Raw genomic sequence first — 16387 nt, 5'->3', positions numbered from 1 at the left:
GTGGGTTGTTCCGTTCGCCTTTGCGCCAGGCACTCCGTTTGCCCGCCGCTGCGGGCGACCGGCAAGGGGCCATCAAACGTCATGGCCCCTTGACCCCGGACTTCCGGCAGTTTCTGCGTGGCTGCGCCATTCCCTTACTGCTTCAGCCCGCCGTACGGGCCGTTCGCGATGCGTTCCCGACGCAGCGCTTACTTTCGCCGCTTCCCTGCGGCTCACCCTGGCGGGCTTCATTCGTTCGGCGCAGAAAAGCCTGTTGGTACAGGCTTGTGGGAAACGGCATCCGTTTTTAATCGATAACGGCGTTGGACGCAGAGTTGCTGATACCTCAATGTTGTTATCAAGCTGGTGGCTGATTTATCCACCGCCGGTGGGTTGTTCCGTTCGCCTGCACGGCAGGTGCCATCGTTGCCCGCCGCTGCGGGCGACCGGCAAGGGGCCATCAAACGTCATGGCCCCTTGACCCCGGACTTCCGGCGGTTTCTGCGTGGCTGCGCCATTCCCTCACTGCTTCAGCCCGCCTGACGGGCCGTTCGCGATGCGTTCCCGACGCAGCGCTTACTTTCGCCGCTTCCCTGCGGCTCACCCTGGCGGGCTTCATTCGTTCGGCGCAGAAAAGCCTGTTGGTACAGGCTTGTGGGAAACGGCATCCGTTTTTAATCGATAACGGCGTTGGACGCAGATTTGCTGATACCTCAATGTTGTTATCAAGCTGGTGGCTGATTTATCCACCGCCGGTGGGTTGTTCCGTTCGCCTGTACGGCAGGTGCCATCGTTGCCCGCCGCTGCGGGCGACGGGCGTACAGCAATGCGGAATTTCTCGTGCGCCAGGCTAACTGGCGCGGCGGCCGTGAGCGGTTCTTGCTACTCAAGATTCGCGTGACGGTAATACATCTGGTCGTCGTTTTGTCCGCTTAGCGCTTTCAGATCGACAATGATGCTGTCATAAATCAACCAGCTCAATTGCTCAAACGATGAACCTGAGGGCTGCACCGATGAGGCTTTGCCGCTGCCCTCGGTCGATTTTTTAGTCACCCCAGGGATCCTGATGCTGACGCTGGCCATCTTACCAATACTGTGATCGGGATAAATGGTCAGCGTGGCGATGTTTGCCCCTTCGGCTTTGGCCTTTTTCGCCATACTGACCAGGCTTGCGGTTTCACCGGAGCCGGAACCAATGACCAGCAAATCGCCCTGGCGAATCGAGGGCGTGGTCGGCTCGCCAACGAAGAAAACGCTATAGCCGAGGTGCATCAGTCGGTTAGCGAAAGCGCGGGCGGCAAAGCCAGAACGCCCGGCGCCAGCAACAAAAACGCGACTGGCGCTGTGAACCAGCTGCGCCAGCCGATCGACGCTCTGTCGTTCAATAAGCTGCGCATCGCTTTTCAGCTCCTCGATAATTGCCATCAATGAGTGACAGGTCGTCATTCTGCACCTCCGGCCTTCAGCATAGCCTCCTTGATTAAACGCGCTTCAAGCTGCGGATCGGCAGCATGGGTGATCGCGGAGCCAACGATAATAATATCCGGTTGCAGCGCCACGTATTGATCAATGGTTTTACTATTTATACCGCCAGCCACGGCAATTTTAGCGCGCCGGGCGTGGGTTTTCATGACGCGCAGATCGTCAAGAGGCTGGCGGCCCGCCGCCTGCTGATCGGCGCCGGTATGCACCGCCAGGATCTCCGCCCCGGCCTGCTCAAGCTCGGCAATGCGCGTAGGTAAATCAGCGACGCAAATCATATCCACCACCAGCTGCCGTCCGTGAGCCTTTGCTGCCTTCAGGCAGGCTTTTATCGTCAGAATATCGGTTACGCCCAGCACCGTGACGTATTCCGCGCCGGCATTAAACGCCAGCTCGGATTCAAGAAAGCCGCCATCCATTATTTTTTCATCAGACAGAATTTCTTTTTCAGGAAACTGTTGCTTAAATTTCCTGACCGCATTCATCCCTTCATCAATAACGAACGGCGTGCCGATTTCAATAATATCCACGTACTCTCTGACGCGCTGCGCCAGCGCAATGGCATCATTTAGTTTTAATTCATCTAAGGCCAACTGTAATTTCATCGATATTTCCTCGATCGGTATTTAACAGCTAAAAGGCGTGGCTATTCCTCTGAAATATTCAGATAAAAGCCATATGGTTTTATTCAGCGTCGGTGACGCGCTTTAATTTCTTTCAGGCGGGCAAACTGTGCCAGAATTTCCTTTGCCAGCGGATGTCCCGACGTAATATCGCTGTACTTTGCCAGCGCCTGCGCAACCCCTTGCTCAGCGATAGTGCATTGCAGCTCCTGAGCCTGCTCATCCTGCGGATGGTCATACAGCAGCGCGGCGGCAATGCCCGACAGCAAATGCGGGTAGTCGAGACCGGCCTGCTGGCACTGCACCGCAGGCGCAACCAATCGATCGCCGGCAGCCAGCTTGCGTATCGGCGAGCGGCATACCCGCGCCACGCTGTCCTCCAGCCCTGGCAGCGCAAAGCGCCGGCAGGCGAAGTCGAGGTAGTCATGCAGCTCCGCCAGCGCAAAACCGTGCTTGTTGGCGATCAGCGCCGCGCTCTCACCCATGGTTTGCTTTACCTGGTCGAGAAAGCCCGGCCGGGCAAACGCCCGCTGAATAATATCCTCGCCGTAGATCCAGCCCATATAACCGGCCCAGGCGTGACCGCCGTTAATAATAAACAGTTTTTTTTCAAACCAACTGGCCAGGTTATCGCTGTATACCGCTCCCTGTATCGGGCGATCGTCGGGATGGACCAGCTCCGTCAGATCAATCACCAGCTCATGATCAACGCCAACGTTAATCACTTGCTGCCCTTCGCGCTGCGCGCCGAGAACCAGTCGATCCACCGCGGTGCAGGGGAAGGCGGCGCAGGCGTCAAGCTCAGTGGCGCTCATTAGATCCTGAGAAAGGATCGCCTGGCGCATCAGCTGGCCGTTGCCAACCGCATTTTCACAGACGATAACGTTGATTTTAGCTTTGCCCTGCCGCGCCCGCTCCCGCAGTCCTTTTGCCAGCAGCGGAGCAATACGCGGCAGATTGTCCGCCCACACGGCGGTGGTGATCAGCCCGGCGTCAGCCAGCGCCGCGATGGCCTGCGGCTCGTCAGTTAGCGGTGATAGCGCCCGCACCCGATCGATAGTTTTAAGGCGGTAATCCTGCTCAATCACATACAGATCATAGCTGTGCGTCCGGTTAATCTGCGCATTGAGTCCAGCATCCAGATCCAGCAGGGTTATCTGATAACCTGAGTCATGCAGCAGATCGCCGATAAAACCCCGTCCGATGCTGCCTGCGCCAAAGTGTACCGCTTGCATAAACGTCTCCTTTCAGCGCGATCAGAACAGCCCCAGCCAGGCGCCGCCAATCGACAGAGCGATAATAAATATCATGATGACGGTAAAATTCTGGTTACGTTTAAGCAGCCACCAGTAGATACCGAATACCGCCGCCAGCGGCAGCAGACCGGGCACGATATTGTCCAGCACCTGTTGCAGAACAAACGGCTTATTCTGCGCACCGAAACTGAGTTGCACCGGCGTCGATAGCTTGACGTAGGTTGAGGAAAGCGCCCCCATCATAAACAGCCCAAGGGTGCTGGCGCCGGTTATCAGCGTTTTGATATGACCGGACTGAAGAATTTCCCGAATGGATGCCTGCCCGGCACGATAGCCATAGGCGGCAAGATTACGGCCAACCACTATCTGGATAATCGGCAGCAATAGCATAAATAGCGCGCCAATCATGCTGCCGCTGGCTGACAGCGTCACGCCGAGGCCAAAGATAATCGGTTTTAAGGTCGCCCAGTCAATGGAATCGCCGATTCCCGCCATTGGCCCCATCAGACCGGTTTTTATTCCGGTGATGGTGTCATCTTCGATATCGCCACCGCGCGATTTCTGCTCTTCCATGGCGATGACGATGCCGTTGATCGGCGCACTGTAAACCGCCTCACTGTTGTAGAACACCAGATGGCGTTTTAGCGCCTGCTTCAGATCTTCTTTGTTCGGGTACAGCTTTTTCAGCACCGGGATCAGCGAAGTAGCGAAACCCAGCGCCTGCAGGCGTTCGTAGGAGATGCCCATTTCGGCAATGATGTAATAGTAAAGCCAGCTGTTTTTGACATCTTTTTCTGTAATAAGCTTCTGTTGGTTTTCCATGATGTTCCCCTCAGGCCTCTTTTTTGTTTTGATAGTGGGCGATTAACAGTACGGCGCTTAAGCCGAAGATTGCCGCGCCAAACACCGGAATTCCGCTGAACTGCACGAGAAAATAGCCAATAAAAAACCACGGCAGCAGCGACTTTTTACCAATCACAAAGATGGTCAGGGCAAACCCCAGCGCCGGCAGCAGTCCGCCCGCCACGCTGAAGCCATGTATCAGCCATTGCGGTACGCTGTTCAGAAACGCGGTAATGCTGTCTTTACCATAAAGGTTGGCAAAGAATGGCACCGGAAAACGCAGGAAAAAGCCAAGCAGCGTCGGCCAGACAATGGCGGTCATCGTCAAGGCACGGGTATCGCCCTGTTCGGCATTTTTATCCGCCAGGTGAGCAAAAAAGGCATTGATCGTTTTACGGAACTGGTCAATAAACACCCCCATGACGCCAACCGGCACCGCAATGGCAATCGCCAGCTGCGGGCTAAGCCCGGTATTTAAGGCCAGCGGGATGGCAATAAGCCCGGCAAGGCAGTCATCGGCCGGCAGGTTGGAACCGGCAGCAACCAGACCGATATACAAAATCTGAATGGCAGCACCGATAACGATTGCCTGGGTCAGATCGCCCATGATTAGCCGATGATAACCGCAGAGAACAGCGGCTGGCGGATAACATGGGTCACGGCGTAACCCATGTCCGTTTTACAAATCCAGTACCACAGACCGGTGAAAATGGCGATTTCTATCATGATAAGCTCCCGACTTTTGCCAGCACTTTATCCAGTGTCAGCTTCACTTCCTCCGGGGTTACCTGAAAGTAAACGCTAACGTTCTTTGCCTGAATGGCTCTCAGATCGTCAAAATCCTGATTATCAATGGAGATACCGTTAGTAACGGATTTGCGGTTTACGCCGCCGCCTAATCCGCCAATTTGCACCTCGCTAAAAGGCACACCGTTATCAATTACCCGGCGCAGCGTGCTGATCGATTTAAACAACAGCAGAATATTGGTCTTGCCATCATCGTACTGGCCCGATGCCACGTTATTAATGAAGGTTTCTTCCGCCAGCACCTCGACGGACACATCAGGCGGCGCAGCCATAACATAAATGTCAGATAAAAATTCATCTTTAGATAATTTATCGTCAACGATAATAATCTTCTGCGCCGAGATAATATTTTTCCACTTAGTGACGACCTGGCCATGAATTAAACGAAAGTCGATACGTACCAGCTTGATGTTCTTCATAATGTCTTACCTTTCATTTGTTATTCTGGTTATATTAATAATGCTTCCCACGCCAGCGGCGACGAGGTCATCAGCTAATTGGTGAGTAGATTTATCTCCCCGGTTCATTTCCGCTTCAATTAACATCGGTAAATTCACGCCGCAAATAACCGTGTATTGATGACGCTTGGCAAATACCGCCGCAACGTTGGTTGGCGTGCCGGAGAATATATCGGTAAAGATAAGACTGTCCTCCGGTGCGTTATTAAGAACCTCTCCGACGTTTTCCATTAATTTTTCCGGCGTCATTCCTTCCAGCAAAGAGAAGCAATAGACATCTTTCATCTTGCCCAGCACCAGTTCACAGCTTTTCACCAGCTCTTCACCGAAGCGCCCATGAGTAATGATCAACAACCATGGACGTTTTGCTAATTGCGTCATGAGCGTTCCTTATTTACCACTGCCTGAATGAGGATGCGGTTACCCTTTCGACTTACCGCCGGTAATGTTAATCGTGGTGCCGGTTATATAACTGGCGTGAGAAGAGACCAAAAAGCAGCAAAGGTCGGCAATTTCGCTCAGCTTGCCCGGGCGGCCGAGCGGCAGCTTCTCGCTGTAGTTATCACCGATATCACTGATATTAATGCCGCGCGTATAGGCCAGCGCGGTCTGATATTCAATGCCGCCCATCGGGGTTGGTTCGTTAATACCCGGCGCTACCCCAACGACGCGAATATTAAATTTGCCCAGCTCTTTCGCCCACGACAGGGTAAAAGCATGGACGGCGGCCTTGGTCGCCGCGTAGCAGCTCTGCCCGCGTGAGCCTTCGATTCCCGCTTCGGAGGCAATGTTGATAATCACGCCGGATTGCTGCGCGATCATCACTCTGGCAACGCTCTGCGCGCAGAGATAAACGCCTTTCTGGTTAATATTCACCATAAAGTCGTAGTCTTCCTCGTTCAGTTCAAATCCTGGCGTGGTTTGATAGTAATCGACCAGCAGACGGGGCCGATTCACCCCGGCGTTATTCACCCAACCGTCAATCCGCCCGCACTGCTTTTTAATTGCCGCGACGGTATGCTCAACGCTGTCACGCTGGGTAATGTCTGCCTGAAAATAGTCCACACCGTCCGGTGCATTCGCGGGTTTAGCCGCGCGATCGACCACGACCACGTGGGCATTGTTGCGATGCAGCATCCCCACCAGCGTTTCACCAATACCCGAACATCCCCCGGTGACAACCACAACGTTGTTATTTAAGTCCAGCCAGCCTGCGCTCATTTGATTTCCCCTGTGTTGATGGCAGAAGAATAAGAGCAATTGCCATGCCAGCTTTTATTTAAGCTATTAATCAATCAGATAAACAACAAACCCAACACTACATTAGTGTCTAATTGCTTATCAGACACTGTTTATGCCAGCGATCACATTTGCCAGCGGCAGCAGCTTCAAACCGTTACCCAGGGTTCAATCAGCTCATAAATCATTAATGATTCGCTGGTGGAAAGTGCGATGCGGTATCTGTTTTCCAGCGGCTTAAACAGTTCGCGTTGCAGATCCATAAAATGCAGCTGCGGCTGGCTAAGCTCGTGGTTATCACGGTGATGGAAGGCGTCATTAATCATCAGGCGCTCAATCATCGCTGCGATATGCATAAACAGATTCATTCGCAGGTAACTTTCAAAATGCACGCGGTAATGGGCTTCGTACTGCTTAATCAGTAAATCGACCTCTTCGATAATAACTGCGGGATTAAGAAACTTCAGATGCCCGGCAACGCCCTCAAGTGTAAAAAGCTTAACGATATCGTCAATCATGCTCTCCATCTGCTCAGGGGTAAGCAGGCTGCAAAAGTAGTTTTGCCACAGCCGGGTTGATTTCTCCTTGAGCAACTGCTGAACGTTAACCAACGGAATGGTGCCGGCGTCAATGTCGGTAGTGGTAATAATCAGCTGGGTGCCATTGAGCACCGTATCCGCCCGGCTTAACTTCCATTTCAGATCGTCATATTCCACCGTCACGATCTCCATACTCTTTTCATCGAGATAGCGCATAAGGATATCTTTCAGCTTGGCGGAAACCCCGGCGCCGGAAATACAGGAGATCACGATTTTATTGCCCTTGATCATCCCCTCGTAATAGCGGGCTTCCACCTCATAAGCACCCTTAATGCTGTCGACAATCTCTGGCATAGACAGCCGGTGCTGAATTTTGCCGGCGATATCCAGCGCCATTGAGGTCGAAACGTTATTCATGACCAGCAGGTCGCTATGCAGATGCAGCTTAATTTCCCGATAAATTTCATTCAGCGAGCCCATATCAACCAGAATAATCAGTCCGCTACCGTGCTGAATGCTGTCCAGATGACGGATAAGCATTTCAATTATCCCGCGGGTATCAACTGAAAAAGGCATATCGAAGGCTTTAAGGTAATAGCCGCCAACCAGCTTATTAGCGGTCCCCGCAATGCTGGAGGCGGTGGCGTTGCCGTGGGAGACAATCACGCCCTGAATAAGCTGATCTGGCTCAACATGATGATGAAACAGGGTTCTGATAACCGGTCGCAGCAGAGGCAGCGGCTGTGGCGTCACCTGCGCGCGGATCAGCGCCAGACATTCATCAGCAACCATTAATGCCCGCTGCGAAGTCCAGGCGCTGGCGGCATCAAGCTCGGCTAGCGGCTGTTCTGCCACCGGGGCGTGCAGCGCATAAAGCATGCACAGCCAGAGGGTGTTACGCAGCGCCGGATTGATTTCAATGCCCGTCAGATCCGCAAGCTGTGAAAACGCCTGCTGGCTCTTTTTCCACAGATAGCCGTGACGGCTGCGATCCAATAAAACGTCCGACTGGGAATAGTGCAGCCACTCCTCAAGTTTGCGTGCAAAAAGCGGCGCGTTGGCGCTCTGACAAAATTCAACCAGCAGCCGCTCTTCATTCAGCCAGCCCCCCAGCCGCTGCCCAAGCAACGAGACTGAGCCTGGCTGCCCGTGAGGGGTAATTAGCAGCCGCTCAGCAGAAGGCGTCGGGCGGTTCGATGCGGAAAGCGCCAGCACCAGATTGGACTGCTCACTCTCTTTTTGCTGACTCCAGGCACCGGCACACAGTACTTTAATCTGGTTTTTCAGCTCACCGACGTTGCCGCGCACCGGGGTGGCAATCAGCTGCTGCATGAGTGCCACCTCGACCTCAATTTCCCGCTTCAGGCGGCCTGACTCCTGCTGCAAAAAAGCTTCGATTAGCGCCACCCGTTCCGCAACCGGGCGCTCGCTGAAAGCGGGTAGTTCGACCCGGCAGGGAATGCGGCGGCGAAAGGTGGTCAGCAACATTTCATCGGTCGCTTCACTGGTGGCAAACAGGAATCTGACTTTGGCATAGCGTCGCGTGCTGCTATCGCCAAGGCGGTAGAAATAGCCTTTATCCATAAACAGAAACAGCTTTTCCTGATTTTCCGCCGACAGGCGATGCACCTCGTCGAGAAACAGAAAGCCGCCATCAGCGTGATCGAGCAGGCCAGCCTTTTCCCGATCGGCGCCGGTAAAAGCACCGCGGGTATAGCCAAAAAGCGCGCCGGAAAGCAACTCCGGGTTATTGGCGTAATCGGCGCAGTTAAGATCCACCAGCGTCTTTCCCGCCGCTATGAGCGATTTTTCAACCGCGTACTGATGAATAAGGTGAGCCAGATAGCTTTTGCCGACGCCGCTTTCACCGACCATCAGCAGCGCCAGCCCCTCAGAAGGGTAGTTCACCGCCGCGCGGCACAGCTCAACCTGCGGCTGCAGGCTGCCGTCAGCGCCGATAAACAGGTTAAAAGGATCGTCATGCATGACGCCGCCAGCGGATACGCCGGACGCAACCTCGTCAGCAAGATAAAAGCGGACCGGGCGGGTATTTTGTTTGGTTAATTTTCCCTCATCGCACAGCCGGTTGAGATAATGGCTAATGACGCTGCGGCTGACCGCCATAAGAGCCTCACAGTCCTGGGCGGTGAAACCCGCGTCATGGGTGGAATACACGCTGTTAATTTTATGCAGCAGGTTATCTTTCGCCGACATGGTAAGGCCCTGATCAAGGTGATAATACGGAGGAAAGTTAAACACTGGACACTAGCTTTTTTTTTATACACTAAATCCTGCGCTGCATTTCCCACATGCGCAATCTGCTTATTTCTACAGGGCGATCTTTATCACAGGCTGGCTTTGTTACTGATTACTGGCCCGGCGCAAACTAAGCCTGTTCCACCGATACAGTACGAGCGGCCAGCAATCGCAACACTTTCATATTTTTGTAAAAACCTGGCTACACTATATTTGCCGGAGGAGATCAGGCATTACCGGCAATAGCCAGTTCATTATGCTGCGTGGCCGATAACGTGGAGGTGCCGCGATGATCTTCAGATTCAACGGTGGAGCATTAAGACGCCGTCTGCTGCCCAATCGCTGGGATTTTGTCGCCTTTCCGCTGATTATCGGCTCAATTGCCCTGATTGCGGTGATGTTCCGGCAAACGGAGCTGCCGATTGGCACCCTGCAATCATCGCCGGTTTCGCTATCGCCCTCGAACCTGCCGGAATATGCCATGCGCACCACGCTGCGCATGCTGGTGGCGATGCTGGCCTCACTGATATTTTCGCTGGTTTATGGCACCCTGGCAACAAAGAGCCGGCGGGCGGAGAAAATACTTATCCCGGTGCTGGATATCCTGCAATCGGTGCCGGTGCTGGGCTATATCTCCTTTACCGTTACCTTCTTTCTCGCGCTGTTTCCTGGCAAGGTGTTGGGAGCGGAGATGGCGGCAATTTTTGCTATTTTTACCAGCCAGGCCTGGAATATGGCCTTCAGCGTTTATCAGTCGCTGCGCTCTTTGCCGCGCGACCTGAGCGAAGTGTCTCAGGGGTTTCATTTAACGCCCTGGCAACGCTACTGGAAGCTGGATATTCCCTTCGCCATGCCGGGCCTTATCTGGAACATGATGATGTCGATGTCCGGCGGCTGGTTTTTCGTGGTGGCATCGGAAGCGATTACCGTTGGCAGCAGTACCATTACGTTGCCAGGCATCGGCGCCTGGCTGGCTCTCGCCATTGCACGTCAGGATATGCAGGCCATCTGGTGGGTAACCCTGACGATGTTTATCGTCATACTGGCCTATGATCAGCTGCTGTTCCGTCCGCTGGTCGCCTGGGCTGATAAGTATCGCATGGAAACCACCCGCAGCCAGCAGGCGCCGCAGTCCTGGTTGCGCAATCTGATGCGTCGTACCAGGCTGGTGCATCGCACGATGACCCTCCTCGGTCTGGTTTTCGCCACCCTCTCCCGCCTGCGGCTGGCCGGGTCCCCTGCCAGCCAGCCTCAGCGCAAGGCAAACCCGTTGCGGCGCCACGCGCGCGCCGTGGATATGCTCTGGAATCTGCTGGTACTGGCATTGACCGCGCTGGTGGTCTGGCAGGTATTTGCGTATATCAGTCGGGATGTCACGCTAGTGCAGACCGGTCATGTGCTATGGCTGGGCCTGATTACCCTGCTACGCGTGCTGCTGCTGACCGTACTGTGCTCCCTTGTCTGGGTGCCGATCGGCGTGATGATAGGTCTGCGTCCGGCGCTGGCCGGGGTGGTACAGCCTGTCGCGCAGTTTCTTGCGGCCTTTCCGGCTAACCTGCTGTTTCCGGTGTTTGTGATAGTCATCGTGCGCTATCAGTTAAACCCCGATATCTGGCTGTCACCGCTGATCGTACTCGGTACGCAGTGGTACATTTTGTTTAACGTCATCGCCGGAACCAGCGCTCTGCCTAATGACTACCGCGAAGTAACGGCAAACTTTCACATTCGTGGCTGGCAATGGTGGCGCCAGTTCGTCCTGCCCGGAATTATGCCCTACTACCTGACCGGGGCCATTACCGCCACCGGCGGCGCCTGGAATGCCAGCATCGTGGCGGAATGGGTTCAGTGGGGCGACGTTAAATTACAAGCCCACGGGCTGGGTGCCTATATTGCGCAGACCACCGCCAATGGCGATTTCCCCCATATTATTCTGGGCGTTGCGGTGATGTCGCTGTTCGTGACGCTGTTTAACCGCCTGCTGTGGCGTCCGCTGTATGCCTGGGCAGAAAACCGTTTCCGTATTGATTAAGCGTGGCGCTCCATAGCCTCCCGACTGACCCACCAAGGAGAAAGAGATGACTTTCACCGCGTCCGGACAGGAAAGCATTCTGCAGGTAAACGGCGTTACGCACGGCTATCAGAAGGCCCATGGCGAAGTGCGCATTCTGGATGATGTCAGGCTGGAGATCCGTCCGGGTGAAATCGTTGGCCTGCTGGGGCGCTCCGGTTCGGGTAAGTCGACGCTGCTGCGAATTATTTCCGGCTTAATTACCCCAACGCAGGGAGAGATAATTTATCAGGGAGCACCGGTCGCTGGTCCGGCACGGGGTGTTGCCATGGTATTCCAGTCTTTTGCCCTGTTTCCCTGGCTGACGGTGCAGCAAAACGTCGAAGCCGGACTGGAGGCCCTGGGAGTCAATGCCGGTGAAAGACGTAAGCGTGCGCTGGCGGCCATCGATCTGATCGGCCTCGATGGCTTTGAAAATGCCTACCCGCGAGAATTATCCGGCGGCATGCGCCAGCGGGTTGGCTTTGCGCGCGCACTGGTGGTCGACCCGACGCTGCTGCTGATGGACGAGCCGTTTTCAGCACTGGATGTCCTGACGGCGGAAACGCTGCGTACCGATTTGCTCGATCTATGGACGGAAGGGCAAACCCCGATAAAGTCGATACTGATCGTCACGCACAATATTGAAGAAGCGGTGTTTATGTGTGACCGCATTATGATCCTGTCATCAAATCCCGGCAGGGTGGTCGCTGAAATTCAGGTGCCGTTTCCCCATCCTCGTAACCGCCTCGATCCGACATTTCGCCGCCTCGTCGATGACGTCTATGGCCGCATGACCGACCGGCTTAGTCAGCCAACGGTCGGCAAAACTTTACAGCTCGGCAGCCGCCTGCCGGAAGTCTCAACTAACCTGATGGCGGGTCTGATTGAAACCCTGGCGGCGGAGCCTTACTCCGGCCGTGCGGATATGCCAGAAATCGCCAATTCTCTTCATCTGGAAGTCGATGATCTGTTTCCCATTGCCGAAGTTTTGCAGCACCTGCGCTTCGTTGATATTCAACAGGGCGATATATTTCTGACCGACGCGGCTCATCAGTTTGCCGGCTTTGATACCCAGCAGCGTAAGGTGCAGTTTGCCGGACACTTGCTGCGCGGGGTGCCGCTGGCAGCGCATATCCGACAAATTCTGCAAGAGCGGCCGGAACATCGGGCGCCGCGCGTACGCTTTGCACAGGAACTGGAAGACTATCTCTCCGACGCCGCCGCGCGGGAAACGCTGGAGGCGGTGATTAACTGGGGCAGGTACGGCGAAATATTTTCCTATAACGATCAGACGGAAACCTTCAGCCTGGAGGATGTGGAAAGCTAACAATGACCGCACCGGCGCCCTGATTAAAAGCCCAGTTTCTCTCTGGCTTCTTTTTCTTCCATCGCTTTAGCAATGGCGGTACGCATTACTTTTAAAATTATACCGCTGAACATTGTCGCCAGACCGATAGTAAAAAAAGTACTGACAAACAAATCGATAATGACAAATCCGCTGCTGATTAATACCGGGCGGTAAACCACGATCGCTAAAAAAACCACCCAGTGGCTAAAGCAGTAAAAACAGGTAAACAGATGACCTATCAGCACATTTTTACCACTGACCCATTCCCGTAGCGGCCGAAAGATTTCAGTCTGGGTAACGGTAATCGAAATGCAGCTCGCCATCAGCGCAATCACCAGGCAGATCCACAGGGGTAAAAATGAAGTTAACAATGGCATAGAGATTTCCTCATAAAATTTCACGTAACAATAAAAGTTCCATGAAGAAAGATCAACACTTAAAGCCTCGATATTTTAACCGGGCGCTTCCCCGACAGGCGCAGATAGCACACTAATGCGAGCCAGCACACAATGATTTTATCTTTTGCCGAAATACGCTTTTCATCAGTTTTAAAGGCCTTATGATGGCAACATGAACCAACTGACAGGGATGTTAGGATATGTTGAAAATTACGCTGCGGGGGTTTTAATGCAATTCTCCGCACGGTTGACCCAACTTCGCCGGGCCGCCGGTTTTACCCAACAAGAGCTGGCCGACAGCGTGGCCATTCACGTGAATCAGCTGCGGCGCTATGAGGCCGGAACCGCCCAGCCGACGCTTTCTCCACTGGTTAAGCTGGCGCACCGGCTGAATGTTTCACTGGATGAGTTAGTGTTCGCCAATGCGCAATTCGATCCACCGGAGGAACTTGTCAGTCAGTTTCTGGCGGTTAAAGTTTTACCCGTTGAAGAGCGTCGACTGATTATTGCCCTGCTGAATAGCGTCATTACCTACGCCCGGATTCAGAGCGCTAAAAATAAAGCCGATGAAGTTGCTGATGCCAGCGAAAAATAATATGAAAAACGGAGAGATAAGCTGTCGGAAACTAGCCTGACGGTAAACGCTGAGCTATCTTTTACCCGAGACCTCACCATAACCCCCAAGAGGGACAGGCTATTATGAAACAGTTAAAAACGCTGTCAGCCGCGCTTATTGCCGCAACGCTGATAATCAGCGGCTGCCATTCCTATTACGGTGTTAATGTTCGCCAGCAGTCGTTAAATAACGGCAGCTATTATTTAATGCAGCCGATGCTATATTCAGGCGATAAAGTCCGCTATCAGCTTAAAAATGGCGCAACGGGCGAACTGACGGTATCACGGACCGATCAGCAAAATATTTATGGTGATGACGGCAGCGTCGTCGCGGTTTCACAAATCAGTAAGCTGGAAAAGCGTGGGATCTCCGATGGTAAAACAGCCGCCGCCGTCGGCGGCGGCTCCGTGGTGCTGGTGGCCATACTTTTCACCGCGTTCCTGGGGATCGCGGTTGCCGGCGTAATGGCGGGAACCTGACGGAAGCCACGACTTCTCACCGCAATGTTTACCTTGCGGCCGACTCTCGCGACGACACTTTTAACTGCGCCACGACACCGCAAAACGTAGCAAGGATTCCGGCAGCTGCCTGTTTCGCTGTCGGCACCTGATATTTCCCTCATTACAGGGAGACGATTTTGTCCGCCATACTGCGCTCGCTGCGCAAAATATTCCTGCGCCCTGGGTTGCTGGCTGTCAGCGCGCTCATCGCGTTCAGCGCCGCCGCTCACCCCGCCCTGCAGCTGGGCGGCAATATTAATGAAAACTGGCGCTGGGTGACGCCTCAGGCGCTGGCGCAAACGCAGACCCAGTGGCTGCGCGGTTTTGTCCCGGCCTCCGCCTTTATTCGCGGCCAGCGCGATTATCAGCACGATCCCGGTCTGCTGGCGTTAAAACAGGCGGCAGACAGCGGCCATAAAATTATCCTGTCGCTGAAGTGGGATTCCAACGGTAAAGGCCGCTTTGGCTCGATCCCCCGCCCCGGCAGCCGGGAAGAACAGCAGGCCTTTAACTTTTGCGATCGCCTGTTGCAAACGCTGTCAGGCAAACTGTCCGCACTGGTGCTCGTCAATGAACTCACCATTGATACCCGACCGGCAGATTTACGCCCCGGCGCTGACGGACGCATTCCGGTACTGGTTTTTCTGCGCCGGCTGACAGCGCATATTGCCGCACATCACCCGCTGGCGGCGGACGGCAGGCCTCTGCCACTTTATGCCGGCGGCCTGACTCGCGTCGATCGCCCGGCAGTGCAAAACGCAAAGCTGACCCGCCGCATGCTGCGCTGGGCAAACCACGATGCACGCATTACCGGCGTGGATTACCATCTGCATCAGCCTGATATCAGCAGCGCCCGCAGTGCCGCCGCGTTTGTCCATCGTCAGGTGCCGCATAAGCCGCTAATGGTAACGGAGCTCTCGCTGATCCATGCCTGGAAAAAGCACCTGCCCGACAAAGTTGCTGCCAGCCCTGCCGGCGCTGCCTTCGTGGCGCGTCAGCATTTGCCGCCGCAGATAACGGTCGCTCAGTATCTTACCCTCACGTTGCGCACGCCGGTTTCCCAATCACAGTGGGATAGCTTTATTACCTCCCAGCGCTGGTTTACTCCGCATTATTTACAGCAGATGCTGGCGCTGATGAAGGCTAACGGCGTGAAAATTGCCACTTACGGGCTTATCTGGCGTCGCCCGCAGCAGATAAACGGCATTACGCCAGCGACCACGCCGTGGATGCTAACCCAGGTGCTAATCCCGGCAATGGTCAGGCCTTCAGCCTCCGGCAGCATGGCGGTAAATGGTCCCATCTTCAACGACTATATTCATTACCAACGTCAGCGATAAAAAAATCTCTGCCGGGCGCAACCTTTTTGCAGCTGGCGGCGAACCTGAAATAAATAGCATCCTTACTACCCTGCCAACTGGAGAGTCACCATGCAGATGAAACATAAACTGATCGCCACGCTGCTGTTAAGCATCACCCTGCCCGTTACCTCGGCCCTTGCCGCGCTCAACGTTGGAACTAAAGCACCTGACTTCCAGCTACAGGCCGCGCTGGCCGGTAAGCCGATGAATTTCTCGCTGCAGCAGGCGCTGCAAAAAGGGCCGGTGGTGCTTTACTTTTTCCCGGCCGCCTTTAGCGCGGGTTGTACTATTGAGGCCCATGAATTTGCCGAAGCCAGCGATGGCTTTACTAAGCTGGGCGCTACCGTAATCGGCGTGACCGCCGGCAACGTCGAACAGATTGCTGACTTCTCCAAGCTGGAGTGCCGCGATAAGTTTGCCGTTGCCGCCGATCCGGGCGCCAAAGTGGCCGCGGAATATCAGGCAACCATGCAAATGAAAGGGAAAACCCTCTCCGATCGCACCTCGTTTGTTATCGCGCCGGACGGCAAAATTCTGCTGAGCTATACCGATAAAAACCCGGAAGCCCACATTCAGAAAACCATGGATGCGGTGAAAAAGTATCGTCAGAGCCATCAATAAAGCCTGACGGT

General features: G+C 54.4%; 16 protein-coding genes. 6 read left to right on the top strand and 10 right to left on the bottom strand.

What is annotated here, in order from left to right; all coding sequences use genetic code 11:
- Positions 1 to 861 precede the first annotated feature (861 nt).
- The 9 genes from hxlB to BTJ39_RS02365 form a co-directional block, all read right to left on the bottom strand.
- A complete protein-coding gene (gene hxlB / locus BTJ39_RS02405; protein ID WP_078001054.1) occupies positions 862 to 1425 on the bottom strand; it encodes a 6-phospho-3-hexuloisomerase in 564 nt (187 codons plus the stop codon).
- Positions 1422 to 2066 carry a 3-hexulose-6-phosphate synthase gene (hxlA, locus tag BTJ39_RS02400; RefSeq protein ID WP_078001053.1) on the bottom strand — a complete coding sequence of 215 codons (645 nt, stop codon included), beginning with the start codon at positions 2064 to 2066 and terminating at the stop codon, positions 1422 to 1424. The genes hxlB and hxlA overlap by 4 nt, the downstream gene beginning before the upstream one ends.
- Positions 2067 to 2149: 83 nt before the next feature.
- On the bottom strand, positions 2150 to 3319 hold the full coding sequence (locus BTJ39_RS02395) for a mannitol dehydrogenase family protein (protein WP_078001052.1): 1170 nt from the start codon (positions 3317 to 3319) through the stop codon (positions 2150 to 2152).
- Between the two features lie 21 nt (positions 3320 to 3340).
- Complete coding sequence (locus BTJ39_RS02390) at positions 3341 to 4162, bottom strand: PTS system mannose/fructose/sorbose family transporter subunit IID (protein ID WP_078001051.1); 822 nt, start codon at positions 4160 to 4162, stop codon at positions 3341 to 3343.
- 10 nt (positions 4163 to 4172) lie between these two features.
- Positions 4173 to 4790, bottom strand: a complete 618-nt coding sequence (locus BTJ39_RS02385) for a PTS mannose/fructose/sorbose/N-acetylgalactosamine transporter subunit IIC (protein ID WP_198412927.1) — start codon at positions 4788 to 4790, stop codon at positions 4173 to 4175.
- A 115-nt stretch (positions 4791 to 4905) separates the two neighbouring features.
- Positions 4906 to 5409 carry a PTS sugar transporter subunit IIB gene (locus tag BTJ39_RS02380; RefSeq protein WP_078001050.1) on the bottom strand — a complete coding sequence of 168 codons (504 nt, stop codon included), beginning with the start codon at positions 5407 to 5409 and terminating at the stop codon, positions 4906 to 4908.
- 6 nt (positions 5410 to 5415) lie between these two features.
- The gene (locus tag BTJ39_RS02375; RefSeq protein WP_078001049.1) at positions 5416 to 5829 is read right to left on the bottom strand and encodes a PTS sugar transporter subunit IIA; all 414 of its coding nucleotides are present in this window, start codon (positions 5827 to 5829) and stop codon (positions 5416 to 5418) included.
- A gap of 39 nt (positions 5830 to 5868) precedes the next feature.
- Positions 5869 to 6669, bottom strand: coding sequence for a sorbitol-6-phosphate dehydrogenase subunit (locus tag BTJ39_RS02370; RefSeq protein WP_078001048.1), 801 nt, complete (start codon positions 6667 to 6669; stop codon positions 5869 to 5871).
- A gap of 167 nt (positions 6670 to 6836) precedes the next feature.
- Positions 6837 to 9440 carry a sigma 54-interacting transcriptional regulator gene (locus tag BTJ39_RS02365; RefSeq protein WP_078001047.1) on the bottom strand — a complete coding sequence of 868 codons (2604 nt, stop codon included), beginning with the start codon at positions 9438 to 9440 and terminating at the stop codon, positions 6837 to 6839.
- Positions 9441 to 9771: 331 nt separating this feature from the next.
- On the opposite strand from BTJ39_RS02365, the gene BTJ39_RS02360 reads away from it, so the two are divergent.
- Both BTJ39_RS02360 and BTJ39_RS02355 read left to right on the top strand, forming a co-directional pair.
- Positions 9772 to 11511 (top strand): ABC transporter permease, encoded by a 1740-nt coding sequence (locus BTJ39_RS02360; protein WP_078001046.1) that lies wholly within the window; start codon positions 9772 to 9774, stop codon positions 11509 to 11511.
- Between the two features lie 46 nt (positions 11512 to 11557).
- Positions 11558 to 12859: an ABC transporter ATP-binding protein gene (locus tag BTJ39_RS02355; protein ID WP_078001045.1), complete on the top strand. Its 1302-nt coding sequence runs from the start codon at positions 11558 to 11560 to the stop codon at positions 12857 to 12859.
- Positions 12860 to 12882: 23 nt separating this feature from the next.
- Here the strand turns inward: BTJ39_RS02355 and BTJ39_RS02350 are convergent, their stop codons facing one another.
- Positions 12883 to 13257 carry a hypothetical protein gene (locus BTJ39_RS02350; protein WP_078001044.1) on the bottom strand — a complete coding sequence of 125 codons (375 nt, stop codon included), beginning with the start codon at positions 13255 to 13257 and terminating at the stop codon, positions 12883 to 12885.
- Between the two features lie 250 nt (positions 13258 to 13507).
- Here BTJ39_RS02350 and BTJ39_RS02345 point away from each other — a divergent pair, with 250 nt between their 5' ends.
- From BTJ39_RS02345 to BTJ39_RS02330, 4 genes are all read left to right on the top strand, one after another.
- Complete coding sequence (locus BTJ39_RS02345) at positions 13508 to 13873, top strand: helix-turn-helix domain-containing protein (protein WP_198412926.1); 366 nt, start codon at positions 13508 to 13510, stop codon at positions 13871 to 13873.
- A gap of 104 nt (positions 13874 to 13977) precedes the next feature.
- On the top strand, positions 13978 to 14373 hold the full coding sequence (locus BTJ39_RS02340) for a hypothetical protein (protein WP_078001042.1): 396 nt from the start codon (positions 13978 to 13980) through the stop codon (positions 14371 to 14373).
- 158 nt (positions 14374 to 14531) lie between these two features.
- Entirely contained in the window at positions 14532 to 15734 is a 1203-nt protein-coding gene (locus tag BTJ39_RS02335; RefSeq protein WP_078001041.1) for a hypothetical protein, read from the top strand.
- Between the two features lie 90 nt (positions 15735 to 15824).
- The gene (locus tag BTJ39_RS02330) at positions 15825 to 16376 is read left to right on the top strand and encodes a peroxiredoxin (protein ID WP_078001040.1); all 552 of its coding nucleotides are present in this window, start codon (positions 15825 to 15827) and stop codon (positions 16374 to 16376) included.
- Positions 16377 to 16387 lie beyond the last annotated feature (11 nt).

The organism is Izhakiella australiensis (genome assembly GCF_002006995.1).
Taxonomy (GTDB): domain Bacteria; phylum Pseudomonadota; class Gammaproteobacteria; order Enterobacterales; family Enterobacteriaceae; genus Izhakiella; species Izhakiella australiensis.
This window is presented reverse-complemented; position numbering and strand designations above follow the sequence as displayed.